Origin of the sequence: Sphingosinicella microcystinivorans (genome assembly GCF_027941835.1) — a bacterium.
In the GTDB taxonomy this organism is placed as follows: Bacteria; Pseudomonadota; Alphaproteobacteria; order Sphingomonadales; family Sphingomonadaceae; genus Sphingosinicella.
On the sequence record NZ_CP116005.1, the window covers coordinates 2,110,301 to 2,127,969 of the forward strand.

The following is a 17,669-nucleotide window of genomic DNA, read 5'->3' on the forward strand; positions in this document are numbered from 1 at the left end:
CCCGACCCTAGAACTTCACCCGCGCGCCGACCGTAAAGTAACGGTTGTCGAGATCATAGAGGTTCGGCGGCGTCGGGAAGCCGAGACCCGCGGAGAACCGGTTGCCGATGAACGGCGGCTTGCGGTTGAAGAGGTTGTTGACGGCTCCGTAGATCTCGAAATCGCCGCCGAGGCCCTGCACCTTCATGGTCGCCGTTATGTCGGTGTAGAAGACTGCGCCGATCTTCGGCTTCGCGAAGACCTGCCCCGGAAGCGGCGGCATCTGGGTGATGCTGCCGATGTACCGTTCCTGCACGAACAGGCTGAAGGCGCCGATCGTGTAGTCGAGGCTCACGTTGCCGCGCCACTTGGGAAGCGAGAGCTGGTTGGCCGTGTTGTAGAAGCCGGCCTGCTGCGTCTTCACGCCGCCGACGGTGTCGATGTAGTCGATCGTCCGGCTGAACTGCGCGCGTGCACCGAATTCACCGCCGCCGATCTCGCCGCGATAGGAGAGGTCGAAGTCGATGCCGCGTGCGAGGCGGCTGTTCAGGTTGATCTGCTGCAGCACGATCTGCTGGATCGCGTCGGTCGCCGGATCACGCGTGATCAGCGAGCACGCGACCGTATCGCCGCGATGGCACGCATCCAGCGTCCCCTGCGATGTCGTCGCGCTCAGCGCGCCGCTGATATCGATCTCGTAGTAGTCGACCGATCCCGAGAAGCCGGGAAGCCACGACGGCGTGTAGACGAAGCCGACGGTCAGCGTGTCCGCCTTTTCCGGATCGAGGTTCGGGTTGCCCTGTGTCCGCGTGATGGCGATCACGTTGGTTTGGCCGGTGAGCGGATCGGTCAGACCCGGCTGGAAGGCATTGACCGGTCCCGCGAACAGCTCGAACAGGTTGGGCGCCCGGATGTCGCGCGAGCGCGCGGCGCGGATACGCAGGTCCCCGAAGGGCTTGTAGGAAAGACCGATCTTCCAGGTCTCCACGCCGCCGCTGTTCTTGTAGTCGGTGTAGCGGAAGGCGGCGTTGAGATCGAGCTCCTCGGCCAGCGGCGCATCGCGCAGCACCGGAATGAGCGCTTCCACGAAGCCCTCCTTCACGTTGTCGCTGGCGTCGGCCGTCCCGAAGTTGCCCCCGTTCCAGCCGCCGTAGCGGCACGTCTCCAGGGTGGGGCAGAACGACCCCGGGAAACCGCGGACACCCGTCGCCTGAATCTGGCCGAGGGCGATCTCGTTCGATTTTTCGAGGAGGCTGCGTTCACGGTACTCCGCGCCGAGCGCAACGGAAACCGGGCCTGCCGGCAGGTCGAAGACATCGCCCTGGATTTCGGCGGCGAACACATCCTGCGTGTTCTTCACGAACTGGCTGCTCGTTCCGAACGCATAGTCTTTCGACGCTTGCGAAGGCGCGCCTTCGCCGAAGAGATTCATCGGCACGCATCCCGGGAATGCTCCCGGGTTCGTGAGGGTGACGCGGCAGACGATGTTTCCGCTCGCCGGGTCGACGACCGCATCGGCGGCCGCATAGAGCTTCCCGAGGTTCGAGACGTTGTGGACACGGCCTTTCAGGCGGGTTTCGCCGTGCCCATAGGAGACCGCCCAGCTCCACGCATCCCCGAACTTGCCCTCAAGGCCGAGATTCACGTCGAAGGTGTTGTTGACGTAGTCGAGCCGCATGGGGCCGATATCGCGGTTGAAGCGTGCTAGCCTGAAGGACTGGGCGCTGGCCAAATCCATCTGCTGCGCAACGGAAGCGGGCAGATACGCATTGTCCCGGAAGATCGTGTAGGCGGCGGCGCCCGCCCGATGGTCGGCGAGCACGTCGCCTTCGGTCTTGGAGACGCCCGCATTGACGCGGACATAGGCCGTCAGATTGTCCGAGAAGTCGTAGGATAGGCGGCTGTAGAGCTTCTGCGTTTCCAGCGACTGCGCCGGGTCCGCGAGATTGTTGAGAATGCCGTCGCCGCCGACGGTGAATGCCGGAGAGCCCGGTATCGCCGTGCCGAACTGGAACGCCCCGGTGCCGCCGCCGGTGAGGAACTTCGTGCCCGCGAGCGGAGCGTCGGCGCTGGCCACCGGAAGCCCCGCCGCGTTGACGATCACGCCGCCATAGGCGGAAACATTGTGGCGCGCGCCGCCGATCGTTTCATAGGGCGCTGCCGCCGAGCCGTTACCGGCGAGGAACGCGCCCCGGCGCGAGGTCGGCCGGTCGTTCAGCGATGAAATGCCGCCGATCCGGAAATGCTCGACGCCGATCACGAAGTGTCCGCGCCCGTCGCTGAAGCTCGTACCGCCCGCGATGCCGAACTTGACGGTTTCGTCGTCGCCGTAGTTCGAAATGCCGAGCTGGCCGTTCGCCTTCACGCCTTCGAAGCGGTTGTCGATGACATAGTTGACGACGCCGGAGACCGCGTCCGAGCCGTAGGCGGCGGAGGCGCCGCCGGTCACAACGTCGACCCGCTGGATCAGCAGCTCCGGCAGCAGGTTGACGTCGACGTCGCCGCTTTCGCGCGTCGGCACGACGCGGCGGCTGTCGAGCAGCACGAGCGTGCGCGTGGTGCCGAGACCGCGCAGGTTCAGATAGTTGCCGACCGAGGAGACTTCGCAGCAGAACGTGCGGCTGCGCGATCCGGAGAATTGCGGCAGGCGATTGAGACCGTCGGCGAGGTTCGTCGGCGCCGACAGGAGCAGGTCCTCGGTGGTGGCGACGGTGACGGGCGTCGGCTGGTCATAGCCGTTGCGCTGGATGCGCGAGCCTGTCACGAGGATGACGGCATCCTCCGTCGCGTCGCTTGCGGACGTCTCCTGTGCGCGGAGCGGCGACGAAGCAAGAGCGCCCATCATGAGACCCGTGCCCGCCAGAAGACGTGCAATGCTCGATGAGATAATCCGACCCTTCATTGGCATTCTCCCCCTTGGATCAATAAGGATGCCTTTGTCGGCATCTTCGATTCTCATTAATGATGACAAAAAATGATTATTTCAATCGAAAAATGCGTACTGGAGGCTTCAAATTTTCATTTTGTGTCATTTTAAAGGGTCGCCGATCTCTGCGATTGAGCGTTAATGCGTTGAATAAAGCGGAAAATACAGGTTAGATCAGAACAGCCAATCGTCATGGCTTGTTTCACGATCATTTGTGGTTGAGATGAAGCGGGAAAGCCGGGAGAGTTTGCGATGCACGCCGCACAGCGCGAGCAGTTGATCATCGGAATGCTGGTAGAGCGCGGGTTCGTGTCGTTTCCGGAACTCGACAAGCGGATCGAGGCATCGCCGGCAACGATCCGGCGCGACCTGGAAAAACTCGAGCAGAGCGGCCGGATCATCCGCGTTCGCGGCGGCGCGCGCCTTGCCCGCGCCGAGGATGCGGAGCCGGACGCCTCCCACCTCCGCGGCGTACCCTTCCACGAGAACCTGTCCCGCAACCGGCCGGCGAAGGAAGCCATCGGCCGGGCGGCAGCCCAGCTCTGCCGCAGCGGCGATTCCATCATCATCGACGGCGGTTCGACGACGCTTCAGATGTGCCCCTATCTCGCGCCGCTCAGCCTGCATGTGCTCACCAACTCGCTCCATATCGCGTCGGCGCTCCTGCCGCAGCAGAACACCAGCATTTCCGTGCCCGCGGGGACCGTTTTCCGCGAGCAGAACATCATTCTGTCGCCCTATGAATCCGACGGCACGGAGCGCTACCGGGCCTCGCGCATGTTCATGGGCGCGTCCTCGGTCGGCAGCCACGGCGTCATGCAGACCGATGTCATCCTGGTGCAGGCCGAGCGCCGCCTGATCGGTCTTGCCGACGAGCTCGTGATTCTCGTCGATTCCTCCAAATTCGAAGCGCCGACCGGCCATGTCGTGTGCAGCCTCGGGGACGTCGCCGTGCTCATCACCGATGACCGAATCACCGACGCCACGGCCCAGATGGTCGAGCGGAAAGTCGGCAGGCTGATCGTGGCCAGCCAGTGACAGGGGCGTTTCTACACGCTTTGTTGATCATTCTTGACGCATTTTGATTGAACCCTATGCTGAATCCATGAGATCGGCCGCTTGGCGGCGATCACCGGGGAGGGTTGGGGATGGATCCGGCAAGTGGACTTACCAAACGCGTCGGCGTGGGCTGGGCCATCGGTGAGCTCGGCATTGCGACGTACATCGGCATCACCATGTCGTATCTGCTGTTCTACCTTACGCAGGCGCTTGGCATCTCTCCGGTCTGGGCCGGCCTTGCCCTCCTGATCCCGCGCCTGTGGGATGCGCTGATCGACCCGCTCGTGGGCGCCATTTCCGACCGGACACGGAGCCGCATGGGGCGCCGGAGGCCTTATCTTCTCGTCGGCGGACTGACCTTCGGCGTGATGTTCGCGTTTCTCTTCCAGGCGCCTGCGGAGGCTTCGGAAGGGGTGAAGATCGCCTATGTGGTGGTGCTCTACCTGCTCACCAGCACGGCCTTCACCTTTTACGACGTGCCCTATTCCTCGATGGCCGCCGAGATGACGACCGACTACCGGGTCCGCACGCGTCTCACGGGGTTCAAGATGATTGCGGCGCGTCTCGGCATCCTCGTCGCCGTGATCGCGGCGCCGATCCTGTTCAACAGCCGGGAGACGCTCGTGCACGGCTTCGCCCTCATGGGCATGGTTGCCGGGGCCTACATGGTCGTTACCGGTCTCTGGGCCTTTTTCGCGACGCGCGATGCGCCGCAGATCGTCCGGCCCGCGGAGCCCTTCAGTCTTCGCGCCGAGTATCAGGCCTTACGCGAGAACCGGCCCTTCCTGATCCTCTGGACCGCGTTCCTTTTTCAGAACTTCGCGGTCGGCGCCTCGGCAACGACACTGATCTACCTCGTCATCTTCGTGATGAAGATTGATGGCGCGCTCGTCGGCGCCATGGTCGCGACATCGGCCGTCGGCGCCATGGTCGCGACGCCGCTCTGGGTGCGCCTCGCGCAGCGCCTCGGGAAACAGAAAGCCTATGCGGCGGGCATCGTCGGCGCCGCCGCGTTCAGCCTGTTCATGCTGTTCATGCCCGCGGGTCTGCCTGCCGCGCTGTTCGTCGCCCTGTTCCTGATCGGTCTCGTCGACGGCGGGACGCAACTGTGCCCGAATGCCATGGTGCCCGACACCGTGGAATACGACGAGGAACGCACGGGGCAGCGCCGCGAAGGCGCGATCTTCGGCACATGGCTGCTTTGCCGCAAGCTCGGAATGGCGATGGGCGCCTTCATCGCCTCGCTGTTCCTGTCCGCGTTCGGCTTCGTGGCGGGCGCCGACGCAGCGGCGCAGGGCGAAACCGCGCTGCTCGGCATTCGCCTGTCCTACACGCTGGTGCCTTTCGCGCTCTGGGTGTGCGCCTTCTTCGTACTGCGCGCCTACCCGCTGACGGAAGCGCGCTTCGAGGAACTGAAGCGCAGTATCTCGGCGGCGCGCGCCGCAAAGGAAGCCGCCTGAGCCGCTGACGGGCTCAGATGACAGTGCCCAGAATCGCCCGGAACTTGCCGGGGCGATCGACTTTCTCGGTGAGGGTGAACCCGGTAGGCACCGAAAAGCGCGGCGTGCATGTTTCGGGGTGCGAGACGTCCACGACGACCCGGCCGTCCGCGCGCTGCCACGCGACCGTGATCGGACCGTGAGCGGTTGGAATGATGCCGGATGCAGATGTCAGGCCCGCAACATCGGGCGCTACGGCGAACGTGCGATAGCCCGGTGCGATGGGTGTTACGCCCAAGGCGCGGCGCGAAAGCTGCGCCGTTCCCGTGGCCGAAAAGCCATGACACAGGCTCGCGCCCGGATGGAAGCTCTCCCATAGCGTCGTCGTACCGGTTTCAAGCATCGGCGCGAAGCTGCGTCGCAGGTCGTCCAGCACCCACGCCCAGCACCCCGCACGGGCAAGGCCCGCATGGACGAAATGCTGAAAGAAGCTGTTGGCCCGGACGATGTCGACGTCGGGATCAAAGGGTTCGCCTTCGGGCACGATCGGCGGTGCCGCCGTCAGCTTCAGCCTCGCGCTGTCGGTAATCGCGTCCACAATTCCCGGCCACCGCGCCCGCGGCCCGATATCGAACAGCAGCGCAAGCGCGTTGGCGTGCTGCGAAACGCGGGCGTCCTGAACGGCGCTGTCCGGGTCCACGGAATCCACGTAGACGCCCCGTGCCTCGTTCCAATGGCGCGCCGCAAGCGCCTCCGCGGCTGCGTCGGCCATTTCCGCGCACCGCGCGGCGAGGCGGGGGCGCTCGGCGGTCTGCGCCATGCGTGCGAGCGCGCGCAGCGCGCCGACCTGGAGTGCATTGAAGGCGAAGGCTTCGCCGCTTCTGCCGATGTTCGCCCACTCGATGAAATGCCAATGGGGGACGTGTGCGATCAGCCCCGAAGGCCCGCGATGCCGGGCGCACCATTGCATCACCCGCTCCAGCCCCGGCATCAGCGTTTCGATCGTCGCCTCGTCTCCGCTCTCCTGAAGATAGCGTTCGGCACTGAGGAGCCAGAGCAGAGAATTGTCCGGGATGGTGAGGGCTTCCGCCGTATTGTCGCCCGGCGCGAACATGCGGACCAGCCCGTCGCCGCGCTGGCTTTCGCCCGCCTGTATCAGGAACTGGCGGTGCAAAGGATAGGCGGAGGGGCCGATGGAAGCGGCGGCCACATCGAACTGCACGACGCCGTCGCCCACCCACTGCCGTGCCTCGCGGCCCGGGCAATCCACCCAGGCATCGTGCATACACTGGCGGACGGTATAGCGCCCGACGTGCCACAGGCGGTCAAGAAGGGGGTCCGAACAGGAAAACGCCCCGGCCTCGTCGGCCGCATAGCCCGTGCCCGCCGATCCGAGGCGCACGATATCCATGCCGCCCGGCGCGTTGCGGACCACGATCTGCATGGCGCGCACCGCCGTCCAGTTGAACCGCTCGAAGCGTTGGCGCCCGGCGCGCGCGGTGTAGCGGAAGACGTGCGCGCAGCCGAGATGGCCCTCCGAACGCAGGCCGTCGCCCGCCGTGCCCCGACCGTGCTCGCCCGGCAGCGCCTCCGCGAAGGCGACCTCGACGATCTCGCCGCCCTCGGCGTCGATCTCGATGAACGGCCGCCCGGCGTGATACGGGTCGAAACGCACGAGGATCGCCGTATCGCGCCCCGGGCGTGTCCGCACGCGCGCTGTGCTCTCGTCGTCGCGAAGCATTGCGGGCGCATCCGAAACCAGCGCAGGGTCCGCCGCTTCCAGCTGCTCCTCGTAAAGGCGCCGGTTCACCGGCAGATCGGGCTGCGGCCGCACCGGCCGCACCCATTCGACCTGCGCGGGGACGTGGACGGCCTCCGCCTGCTGCGGCAGCTCCGATCGCTGCATTGCGGGAAACGGCCTTACCTCTCCCCATCCGCGCGCGGCCTCCGATCCATCGGGACGGGCGATCATCACCCGTGCGTGCGGCCATGCGCTGTCGTCGAAATCCGGCGCCGTCCATGCGGGGTCGAGCCGCCGTGCGTCGAAATCCTCGATGAAATCCTGGCCCCACCCCGCGCGCGGCGCATCGCGGCGCCACGCACCCGATTCGATCATCCGCCAGCGTTCATCGGCGGTGGCCGACCATTCTCCCTCTGCCGTGCGGCCAAAGGCCGACACGTGCAGCGCCCCGTCGCCGAACACGGGCTGCCAGTGGCCGCGCACGGTCTCGTACCACGCAAGGTCGATACCCGGCACATGCACGAGCACCGCCACGACGTTCGCCCCCGGCAAAAGCGCATCGGACACGTCGATCGCGTCGTAACGGGGGTAAGCCGGATTGAAGCGAACAGGGCCGCGCGCAATCGGCCTGCCGTTCAGCCATAGCCGATAGCGCCCGTCGACAAGCACCCGTAGCTCGGCATTCGCCAGGCCTTCGGGTGCAAGCAGGATGCCGCGCGCGAGAATCCAGCGGTTCACGCCTTCGTCCTCGCGCCGCGTCGGCGTTCCGCGCAGCGTGGTGAACCCCGCCGCGTGGCGGACGGGCTGGTCGGCGAGCCAGATGAAATTCGGCGTCGTCATCGCTTCAGCATAGCCGCAATCGCCGCCGCCGCCTCTTCGAGCGCGGTTTGCGCAAGGCGCGAGGTCCTGACGTATTGCGTGAAGCCGTGGATCGCGCCCGCATAGGCCTTGTGCTCCACCAAAACACCGGCCTTGCCAAGCGCGTCTGCGAGCAGGAGGCTGTCGTCCGCGAGCACGTCGATGCCTGCGTGATTCATGAAGACGGGCGGCAGACCGGCAAGGTCCGCGTTGAGCGGAACCGCGTGCGGGTGCCTTGGGCCGCACGCGGGCCCCGCATAATTCTCCCAGAAATAGCGCATCGAGGCGAGGGAAAGCCCGTAGCGCCCGTTGCCGAAGCGGCGGACGGACGATGACGTTTCCTGATCCGAATAGGCGCCGTATTGCAGCGCGAGCCCGCACGGCTGCCGTCCGCCCGTGTCCCGGAGCCTCAGCGCCGTTCCAAGCGCGACATTGGCGCCGGCGGACATGCCGGAGAGCACGATGCGGTCGGGGTCCGCATCCAGCCTTGCGCCCATCGTCCCGACGAGACGAAAGACCGCTTCCCCATCCTCCGGCGCCGCGGGAAACGGATGTTCCGGCGCCAGCCGATAATCGACCGAGAGCACGGCGAAGCGCCCCGCGCGCACCATCCAGCGCAGCGGTGCGTCCTCGAGATCGAGATCGCCGATCGTCCAGCCGCCGCCGTGAAAGTGCACGACGCACCCCGCCGTGTCGCGGTCGTCCGGCTCATAGAGGCGGATAGGGATCGCCCTCCCGCCGGGTCCTGCCGGGAGCGTGAAATCCGTGACGTGGCGCAGCGGGACCGGATCTGCGTTCCAGGGAACGAATTCCGCCTTGGCACGCACGCGCATCTGGTCCGGCGTTACCGAGTGGAGCGGCGGCCGCGTCGCCATCTTTTCCCGCGCCGCGAGAACGATGGGAACGAGGTCGGGATCGAGGCGGTCGTCCCAATCGGCTTCGTCCGGCATATACTGCATGGCCCTCCCCCCGAGACGATGTTGCAATCAGCACCTTGACTATTTTTCGATCTGTTTCAATCATAATCAATCACAAGGACCCGACATGCGCGCCATACACGCTTTTCTCCTCCTCGCCGCCGGGCTTGCTGCTCCGGTCGATACGGCATTCGCCGCGACGCCGCCGTTCCGGGATGCCGTTCGGGCCGGGGATGTCCTCTACCTCTCCGGCCAACTCGGCACGGCACCCGACGGCTCCGGGCTGGTGCCGGGCGGCCTGCCGGCGGAAGCCCGGCAGGCCATGGACAATATCGGGCGGATACTCGCCCGGCACGGGCTCGGCTTCGGCGACCTCGTCAGATGCGTGGTCATGCTGGACGACATCTCCCGCTGGTCCGAGTTCAACGCGGCCTATCTCGCCTATTTCGGCGAAGCGCCGCTCCCCGCGCGCAGCGCATTCGGCGCCGACGGCCTCGCTCTGGGCGCGGCGGTGGAAATCGAGTGCACGGCGCACATTCCGTCCACAACGAAAGGAGCGCAGCATGAAGAGTGAACGTCGCGAAGGGTGGACGCGCCGCCGGACGCTGCAAGGCCTCGCCGCCGCGGGAGCCCTGTTTCCTGCGAACGGCCTCGCCGGCGGCACGACCCTCAGCCCGGAACAGATCGAGGCGGGGAAGATTTTCCTGCGCGACCACGTTTCGGTGGACGTGCACTGCCATCCCGGCCGCTTCTTCCTGCGGGGCGTCACCGCACCGTCGCCCCGCCTGCAGGCCTATGGCGCTCCTTTCGAGATCGAAGCCGCCGCGGCGATGCGCGAAGGGCAGGTGAGCTGCGGCTTCTTTTCGGGTGTCGCCGACATGTCGCTGCTGGAATTTTCCCCCGAGCGCGGTCTCCATGCCACGCGGGATTTCCGTCCGGGCGAGGCGTGGGCCGACTACACGCGGCAGATCGCAACATTGAATGCGCTCGTTGCATCGGGGGCCGCGGTCGACGGCCGCAGTACCCGGTCCATTGGGCAGGCCCATGAGCAAGGCGCCGTGGCCGCGACCTTCGCCATCGAGGGCGGAGACTTCATCGAGGATCGCCTGGACCGCGTGGCCGAAGCCCATGCCGACGGCGTGCGGTCGATCACGATCGTGCACTATCACGTCAACCGGATCGGCGACATCCAGACGGAGGCCGAAGTCCACGGCGGCCTCACCGCGCTCGGGCGCGACATCGTGCGCGAGATGAACCGCGTGGGCATCATCGTCGACGTCGCGCACGCGACCCTTGCTGTCACCCGGGATGTCGCGGCCGTTGCGACGCGACCCGTCCTGCTTTCGCACAGCAATGTCGCAGGCAAGGGCGCGCCGCCGCATCCGCGCCTCGTGAGCCCCGATCACGCGCGGATCGTTGCCGATACCGGCGGCGTCGTCGGCTCGGTTCCCTCCGGCATCAATCAATCGCGCTTCGAGGACTGGATCGAATCCATCCTGCGGCTCGTCGATGCGGTCGGCGTCGATCACGTCGCGATCGGCACCGACATGGATGCCAATTACCGTCCGGTCTTCACCGACTACCGGCAATGGCACCTGATCCCCGCAGCGTTGCTCGCAAGGGGCATGAGTACGGCGGAAGCCGCCAGGGTCATGGGCGGGAATGCGCTTCGCCTCATGGAGGCCCAGGCGCCGGCACACCGGGCGCGGCAATGACAACACCGGAGCGTCCATGAAAACGGATGTTGCGATCGTCGGCGCCGGGCCGGCAGGGCTGCTGCTCGGGCATCTGCTTCGCGCGGCGGGCATAGACGCCGTCATCGTGGAAAGACAGTCCGCCGCCCATGTCCTGTCGCGTATTCGTGCCGGTGTTCTGGAAACCACGACCACCGATCTCATGAGCCAGCTGGGCCTCGACCATCGCCTGAACATCGAGGGCCTGCGGCACGACGGCTTTCACCTCTCCGATGGCGCGCGCTCGATCCGGATTGATATTGCAGCCCTGACCGGCAGGCATGTCACGGTGTACGGGCAAACCGAATTGACGCGGGACCTGATGGATGCTGCGTCGAAACGGGGCCTCGAGATTCTTTACGAGGCCGCCGATGCCGCGCTTCATGACATCGAAACCTCGACTCCCCGTCTGACGTTTCGGCGGGACGGGTCTGCGGCGCTGTTGGAGAGCCGGTTCATCGTCGGTTGCGACGGCTTCCACGGCGTATGTCGCCGTGCAATTCCCGCGGGCGCCGGGCGCACCTTCGAAAAGGTATACCCGTTCGGCTGGCTCGGCATCCTCGCCGATGTGCCGCCATGCGACCATGAACTCATCTATGCCAGTCACACGAACGGATTTGCGCTTGCCTCCATGCGATCCGAGACCCGCAGCCGCTACTATATCCAGATTCCATCCGGCACTAACCTCGAGGACTGGCCGGATGACCGGATCTGGGACGAACTTGCCGTCAGGCTTGGCCCCGACGTGGCGCCTCGCATTACGCGAGGGGCCGCCATCGAGAAATCCATAGCGCCCCTGCGCAGCTTCGTGTTCGAACCCATGCGGCACGGCAGCCTTTTCCTAGCAGGGGACGCGGCCCATATCGTACCGCCGACGGGCGCCAAGGGGCTCAATCTGGCGGCGTCCGACGTCACTTACCTCGCCGACGCCCTTGTCGACTTCTTCCGGCAAGGGCGGGAAGCCTCCCTCAAGGCATATTCGGACCGGGCACTCGCAAGGATCTGGAAGAGCGAGCGGTTCAGCTGGGCGCTTACCAGGCTCATGCACAATTTTCCGGAAGACGGCGACTTCGATCAGCGAATTCGAATCGCCGAGCTCGACTATATCGCGAACAGCATCGCCGCGCAGACGACGATCGCTGAAAACTACGCGGGATTGCCCTTGTAAGCCGGAATGTGCGGCCGGAAGGGCTCGGGCATGTTCTGCCGTTACGAAGGCAGCAAGTTGCGTTGCAATGCGACCTCGATTGCCAGACGGCGGGTGTTGACGCCCAGCTTCCTGAAAATGTTCTTCATGTGGAACTTGACCGTGTTTTCGGTGGTGGAGAGCCGCCGGGCGATCTGCTTGTTCGATCCGCCTGTTCGCAGTTCCTGCAGGACGCTGAACTCGGTGGGGGTGAAGATCACCGATCCGACCGTCTCGGACGCGCTTTCGTTCACGTTGCCGCCGTCGAAGGCGATCAGCAATTGCGAGATCCAGGCGTAGAGCGCCTCGGTCATTGCTCCGACCCCGATATGGGCGACCGTATCCTTGAGCAGCGTGCGGACCGCCAGCCCTTCGTCCAGAAAGGGGCGGACCAGACCCTCGCGCATCGCCTCCATCAAGGCCTGGCGCATACTGGAGACCGCCAGGTCGGGTTCGCCCGTCTTGCGGAAGGCGATGGCCTTCAGGATACGGCACTGGATCAGGCGGAGACCGGCGTCGCTTTCGTGGCTGCGCCGCTCCAGCTCCGCGAGCCGTTCGAACGCTTCGGCCGGATCGTCGTGCGCTATGGCGAGCCGCGCGAGGCTGGCGGTCGCCTCGTCGCGCTCGATCCAGCTCGTCACGGGATAGTGCCGGTCTGCGGCGATGGCGGCGAGCCCGCTGTCCTCCGCTGCGCGCTTCGCCTCGGCAAGCGCGCCCGCCGCAAGCAGCAGCTGGACACGCTTCGAGGCAAGGTTGAACGACAGGCGCGGCAGCCCGAGCCGCAAGGCGGCGGCGTCGCCCGCGTCGAGCACGCTGTGCGCCGCGTCGATGCCGTGCTCCGCGAACGCGATCGCCGCCATGGTGCGATAGGCGGCGATATAGAGTTCGGTCCAGCCCTCGGTCTGCTCGATCGCGGTCATCGCCGGGGAAAGGCACAGCTTCGCGGACGCAAGATCTCCGGACAGATAATGAAGCTCGGCGGCGATCAGGTCGAGCTGGTGATGCAGCGCCGGATCGAACGAGAAATGCGCGCGGATCTTCTCCGATCCGCTGGCGATCCACGACCGCGCCTCGCCGAGCTGCGCCTGCGCGATCGCGATCATCGCCAGATGGATAGGGATGAAGACCGTGCCGTAGCCGATGTTGCCGCTGTCGAACTCGTCCATGCTGGCAAGGAAGGTCGCGCGCGAATTGAGCAGCCGGCCGTTGCGGAAATAGAGCAGGCCGAGCGTGGTGGTGAGCGTGCCGCGGAAGCCGTAGTCGGTGGGATCGGCGCCCACGAGCAGCGTTTCGAGCGGGCGGATCGCCTCGGGCGCGATGCCCTGGTCGACATAGGCGGCGTGCAGCGCGTCGAGCAGCTGGAGGTCCTGTGTCGCGTCCGGTCCGAATGCGGCGGCCCTGTCGGGCCCGCGCGGAAACATCGCCTCCAGGTCCTGGAACAGCCGCGAGCCCGCCTTGTAGTTCCCGTCCTTGTACTTGAGGAAGGCGAGCGTGGCCGCAAGCCTCGGATGACGGCAGATGCTGTCGTCCGGCAATGCGGCAAGCACGCGGCGGACGTCGACCGAACGGCCCCGGCTGATCTGGCGCACCCAGCTGACGCTGCCCGCCATCTCGATCGCGCGCTCGGCTTCGCCCGCGGCCGCGGCATGTTCGATCGCGTCGACGATCTGCCCGTGATCCAGAAACCACTGGCTGGCCAGCAGGTGCTGCGCGCGCTTGTCGTGGCGGTCCGAGACGGCGAGCTGCGCGGCCAGGAATTCCCGGAAGATCGGGTGGTAGCGAAAGCGGTCGTCATGGCCGGGCACCGCGAAGATCGGCACGTTGAGCGCGACCAGTTCGGCGAGCATGGCGCTGGTCGCCCGGCCCCCGGTGAGATGGCGGGCGAGATCGAGCGGCAGCTCCTGCACGATCGCGGTGGCGAGCAGCAGGTCGCGGCTCGCCTCGGGCAGGCCGGCGACGATCTCCTCCGCCAGATAGGCCGCCATCTCGCTGGCGCTGCCGGTGAAGCCCGGGAAAGGCGAGGGCGTGCCCCCGTGCCGGCTCGCCCACAGCCGCGCGAGCTGCAGCGCCACCGGCCAGCCTTCGGTCCGCTCGAAGACCGCCGCGATCCCGGCAGAGTCCAGCTCGTCGCCGAACAGCCGCCCGCCGTCGTCGAGCCGGAAGCGCAGGTCCTCCTCGTCGAATTCGATGAGATTGCCCTCCGCGCGCAGCCGCGACACCGGAAAGGTCGGCCACCCCCGCATCGCGACGACGAGCCTCAGCCGCTGCGGCCGGTGGCGCAGCAGCCATTCGATCACCTGGTCGTTCTGCCGCGTCTGCGCCAGGTGATAGTCGTCGAGGAAGACGAAGGTCGGCGGCCCGTCCGCCGACAGGGCGTTCAGCAATGTCGCCAGCGTTTCGCTGTCGGGCGGTGCGGGCCCGGCGACGGCGCGGGCCACGGCGCTGGTGAGATAGGCGACGAAACGCTCCGGATCGCGGTCGTCCTCGTCGAGCGCCAGCCATGCCGCCGCCTCGCCGGCCGCCTCCAGATGGCGGTAGAATTGTGCGAGCAGTGTCGTCTTGCCGAAGCCGGCGGGCGAATGCAGCAGCGACAGCAGGTGCGAACGGCCCCGCTCGAGCCGTCCGATGAGTGCGCTGCGCGGCACCGTATCGGCGTTGAGCATGGGCGGCCGGAGCTTGCTCAGCAGCAAGGTCCCGCTCCATGCACCGTCCGGATCGCCGCGTTTTCTGATCGCCTGCCTCCCTATGGCGAAGGGTGCGTCTTCGACACTGCCGCACTGTAGCGCGCGGGGGAGCGACATCAACGTATCCGGCCATACCGCCCGGCCCGCCGGGGCCGGGCAGGACGCCAAAATATCGCACGCCGCGCCGCGTGACAGCGAGCGGCGGCGGGTGGAACGGCGCACGAATCCGGGTAGGAGCGCGTCGCAGGCGACGCCCGCCCTTGCGTCCGGCCGCCCGATGCCGCGAAGATGGCGCCGCCGGATCGGCCGTTCTCGGCCCGACTATGCAGCCCGGAATCACGGAGACTGGCGATGACCGATAAGGACCTGCTCCTTCGCGCCGGGTGCGGCCGCACCTTGTCGCACCACGGCCCGGCGGATCCCCGGTTCCTGCTGCGTGCGCTCGCCGATCGGCCGGAGGCGGCGCTGGCGTCCGATTTCTATGGGCACGGCGGCGCGGTCGCGTTGCTCGAGCAGCGGACGGCGGCGCTGCTCGGCAAGCCGGCGGCGCTCTTCGTGATCAAGGGCGTGACTGCGCAGCTTGCGCTGCTGCGCGCCCTGACCGGCGCGCGCGCCGGTGCCGTCGCGATCCCCGCGCTGGGCCACATGGCGGTGGACGAGGCCGATGCCGTCGATCACCTCGTCGAGGCGCCGGTGATCCGTCTGGGCGGCGAGGCACCGTTCGGGGCGGACGCGCTCGACGCGCTCGATGCGCCGCCGGCCGTCTGCGTCGTCGAGTTGCCGCTGCGCCGCGCCGCCTATCGGCTGCCGCCGCTGGCCGCGCTGGAGGCGCTGTCGTCATGGTGCCGCCGCCACGGCACGCACCTCCACGTCGACGGCGCCCGGCTGTGGGAGGCGGCGGCGGGCTACGGCGTGCCGCCCGCCGCCGTCGCTGCGTTTGCCGACAGCCTCTATGTCTCGTTCTACAAGGGGCTGGGCGGGCTGGCCGGTGCGGCGCTGGCGGGCGAGCGGGCGCTGCTGGATGCCGTGGCGCCCTGGAAGACGCGGCTGGGCGGCGACCTGCACACCGCATTTCCCTATGCGCTGTCTGCGCTCGGCGGGCTCGATCTGCGGCTGCCGCGCATGGCCGCCTATGTCGCGCGCGCCCGCGCGCTCGCGGGTCATCTGGCGGAGCGCGGCTTCGCGGTGGTGCCCGATGTGCCGCACGTCAACGCCTTCCAGGTCCGGCTGCCCGGCGCGCCCGACGCGCTGATGGAGGCAAGCCGCGCCTTTGCGCGGCGCCGCGGCATCTGGCTGTTCGACGGCTTCCGGTCCGCGCCCGGCGGACAGGCGGCCGCCGAGATCGTCGTTGGCGACGCGGCGATGGCGTTGACGGATGCCGGGATCGGCGGCTGGATCGCCGAGATGGCGGCAGGTTGAGCGCGGGGCCTGCCCGTCCTGTCGCCCGGGTAGGCCGGAGCCCCCGCCGCGATCCCACCTGAAAAAGCGCCCCGCCCCACACCACCCGGAACTTTCCGTCGGCGGGCCGCATCCGCATCATCGGGGCATCACAGGATCGAGGATGCCCGTCGATGCGTATAGGGGTGGATGTTGGTGGAACGAACACGGACGCGGCGCTGCTCGACGGCCGCCGGGTCGTCGCTTCGCTGAAGACGCCGACCACCGAGGACGTGGGGTCGGGCGTCGTCGCCTCGATCCGCAAGCTGCTCGGCACCGCGCGCGTCGCGCCCGATGCGATCGACGGGGTGATGATCGGCACCACCCAGTTCACCAACGCCTTTGTCGAGCGCGTTCGGCTGAACGACGTTGCGGTGATCCGCATCTGCCTGCCCGCGGCGAAAAGCCTGAACCCGCTGATCGACTGGCCGCGCGACCTGCTGATGGCGGTGGGCAAGCGCATCTTCCTCGTCGGCGGCGGCTACGAGTTCGACGGGCAGCCGATCGCGCCGCTCGACGAGGCGGCGGTGGCCGCGGCGGCGCGCGAGATCCGCAAGGCCGGCATCACCGCCGTCGCGATTTCCTGCGTCTTCTCGCCCATCGACACCACGATGGAGCACCGCGCGGCGGAGATCGTGCGCGCCGAGATTCCCGATGCCCGCGTCACCCTGTCGAGCGAGCTCGGCCGGATGGGGCTGATCGAGCGCGAGAATGCGGCGATCATGAACGCGTCGCTTGCCGACCTGTCCGAACGCGTCGTCCGTTCCTTCGGCGATGCGCTGCGCAGCCTCGGCGTGACCGTGCCCTTCTTCATCAGCCAGAACGACGGGACGCTGATGAGCGCGGACTTCGTCGCGCGCTATCCGGTGCTGACCTTCGCCTCCGGTCCCACCAACTCGATGCGCGGCGCCGCCTATCTTTCGGGGCGCAAGGACGCGATCGTCGTCGACATCGGCGGCACCACCACCGATGTCGGCGTGCTCGCCAACGGCTTCCCGCGCGAATCCTCGCTGGCCGTCGATATCGGCGGGGTGCGCACCAATTTCCGTATGCCCGACATACTGGCGATCGGGCTCGGCGGCGGCAGCCGGGTGGACCCGGAGGACCCGCGCCGGATCGGTCCGAAATCGGTGGGCTTTCGTCTGGCGCGCGAGGCGCTGGTGTTCGGCGGTGAGACGCTGACCGCCACCGACATCGCGGTTGCCGCCGGGGTCGCCGATATCGGCGACCGGTCGCGCGTGCGGCATCTGGACGCCGCCTTCGTCGAGGCCGCGATGGACGAGATTCACCGCAAGGTGGAGCAGGCGATCGACCGCATGAAGACCTCGGCCGACGACGCGACCGTGGTGCTGGTGGGCGGCGGCAGCGTGCTGATCGACCGTGAGCTGAACGGCGTCGGCGAGCTGCTCATCCCCGAGCGCTCGTCGGAGGCCAATGCGATCGGCGCCGCCATCGCGCAGGTGGGCGGCGAGGTCGACCGGGTCTTCCACTATGCCGAGACGGGCCGCGACGCCGCGCTGGATCAGGCGCGCGCCGAGGCCGTGCGCCGCGTGGTCGATGCCGGCGCAAGCGCCGACAGCGTCTCCATCATCGAGGTCGAGGAGCTGCCGCTGTCCTATGCGCCGCAGGGCGCGGTGCGCGTCCGCGTGAAGGCCGTGGGCGAGCTGGCGACCGTCGCGCGGCTCCAGCCGGAAATGGAGAGGGCCTGAT

Annotated in this window: 11 protein-coding genes; 7 read left to right on the top strand and 4 right to left on the bottom strand. The window is 67.3% G+C overall.

The annotated features are described in order from the left end of the window. Window positions 1-7 precede the first annotated feature (7 nt). Window positions 8-2,881 carry a TonB-dependent receptor domain-containing protein gene (locus PE061_RS10235; RefSeq protein ID WP_271258977.1) on the bottom strand — a complete coding sequence of 958 codons (2,874 nt, stop codon included), beginning with the start codon at window positions 2,879-2,881 and terminating at the stop codon, window positions 8-10. 276 nt (window positions 2,882-3,157) lie between these two features. On the opposite strand from PE061_RS10235, the gene PE061_RS10240 reads away from it, so the two are divergent. Together PE061_RS10240 and PE061_RS10245 are read left to right on the top strand one after the other, a co-directional pair. Next, a complete protein-coding gene (locus PE061_RS10240) occupies window positions 3,158-3,943 on the top strand; it encodes a DeoR/GlpR family DNA-binding transcription regulator (RefSeq protein ID WP_271258978.1) in 786 nt (261 codons plus the stop codon). Between the two features lie 110 nt (window positions 3,944-4,053). Beyond that, complete coding sequence (locus PE061_RS10245) at window positions 4,054-5,424, top strand: MFS transporter (RefSeq protein WP_271258979.1); 1,371 nt, start codon at window positions 4,054-4,056, stop codon at window positions 5,422-5,424. A gap of 13 nt (window positions 5,425-5,437) precedes the next feature. On the opposite strand, the gene PE061_RS10250 is transcribed toward PE061_RS10245, so the two are convergent. Beyond that, complete coding sequence (locus tag PE061_RS10250; RefSeq protein ID WP_271258980.1) at window positions 5,438-7,984, bottom strand: alpha-L-rhamnosidase C-terminal domain-containing protein; 2,547 nt, start codon at window positions 7,982-7,984, stop codon at window positions 5,438-5,440. Continuing rightward, entirely contained in the window at window positions 7,981-8,961 is a 981-nt protein-coding gene (locus PE061_RS10255) for an alpha/beta hydrolase (RefSeq protein ID WP_271258981.1), read from the bottom strand. Before PE061_RS10255 ends, PE061_RS10250 begins: the two co-directional genes overlap by 4 nt. Window positions 8,962-9,046: 85 nt before the next feature. Between PE061_RS10255 and PE061_RS10260 the strand changes: the two genes are divergently transcribed. Genes PE061_RS10260 through pobA form a run of 3 tightly spaced genes read left to right on the top strand, consistent with a single transcriptional unit; the run spans window position 9,047 to window position 11,820 of the window. Beyond that, window positions 9,047-9,493, top strand: a complete 447-nt coding sequence (locus PE061_RS10260) for a RidA family protein (protein WP_271258982.1) — start codon at window positions 9,047-9,049, stop codon at window positions 9,491-9,493. Next, window positions 9,483-10,634 carry a dipeptidase gene (locus PE061_RS10265; RefSeq protein ID WP_271258983.1) on the top strand — a complete coding sequence of 384 codons (1,152 nt, stop codon included), beginning with the start codon at window positions 9,483-9,485 and terminating at the stop codon, window positions 10,632-10,634. Before PE061_RS10260 ends, PE061_RS10265 begins: the two co-directional genes overlap by 11 nt. Before the next feature lie 16 nt (window positions 10,635-10,650). Next, on the top strand, window positions 10,651-11,820 hold the full coding sequence (pobA, locus tag PE061_RS10270) for a 4-hydroxybenzoate 3-monooxygenase (protein ID WP_271258984.1): 1,170 nt from the start codon (window positions 10,651-10,653) through the stop codon (window positions 11,818-11,820). A 41-nt stretch (window positions 11,821-11,861) separates the two neighbouring features. Here pobA and PE061_RS10275 read toward each other — a convergent pair whose 3' ends face one another. Beyond that, the gene (locus tag PE061_RS10275) at window positions 11,862-14,528 is read right to left on the bottom strand and encodes a LuxR C-terminal-related transcriptional regulator (protein ID WP_271258985.1); all 2,667 of its coding nucleotides are present in this window, start codon (window positions 14,526-14,528) and stop codon (window positions 11,862-11,864) included. A gap of 345 nt (window positions 14,529-14,873) precedes the next feature. Here PE061_RS10275 and PE061_RS10280 point away from each other — a divergent pair, with 345 nt between their 5' ends. Both PE061_RS10280 and PE061_RS10285 read left to right on the top strand, forming a co-directional pair. Next, the gene (locus PE061_RS10280) at window positions 14,874-15,941 is read left to right on the top strand and encodes a threonine aldolase family protein (RefSeq protein ID WP_271258986.1); all 1,068 of its coding nucleotides are present in this window, start codon (window positions 14,874-14,876) and stop codon (window positions 15,939-15,941) included. Between the two features lie 152 nt (window positions 15,942-16,093). After that, a complete protein-coding gene (locus PE061_RS10285; RefSeq protein ID WP_271258987.1) occupies window positions 16,094-17,668 on the top strand; it encodes a hydantoinase/oxoprolinase family protein in 1,575 nt (524 codons plus the stop codon). The last annotated feature ends 1 nt before the right edge of the window (window position 17,669 follow it).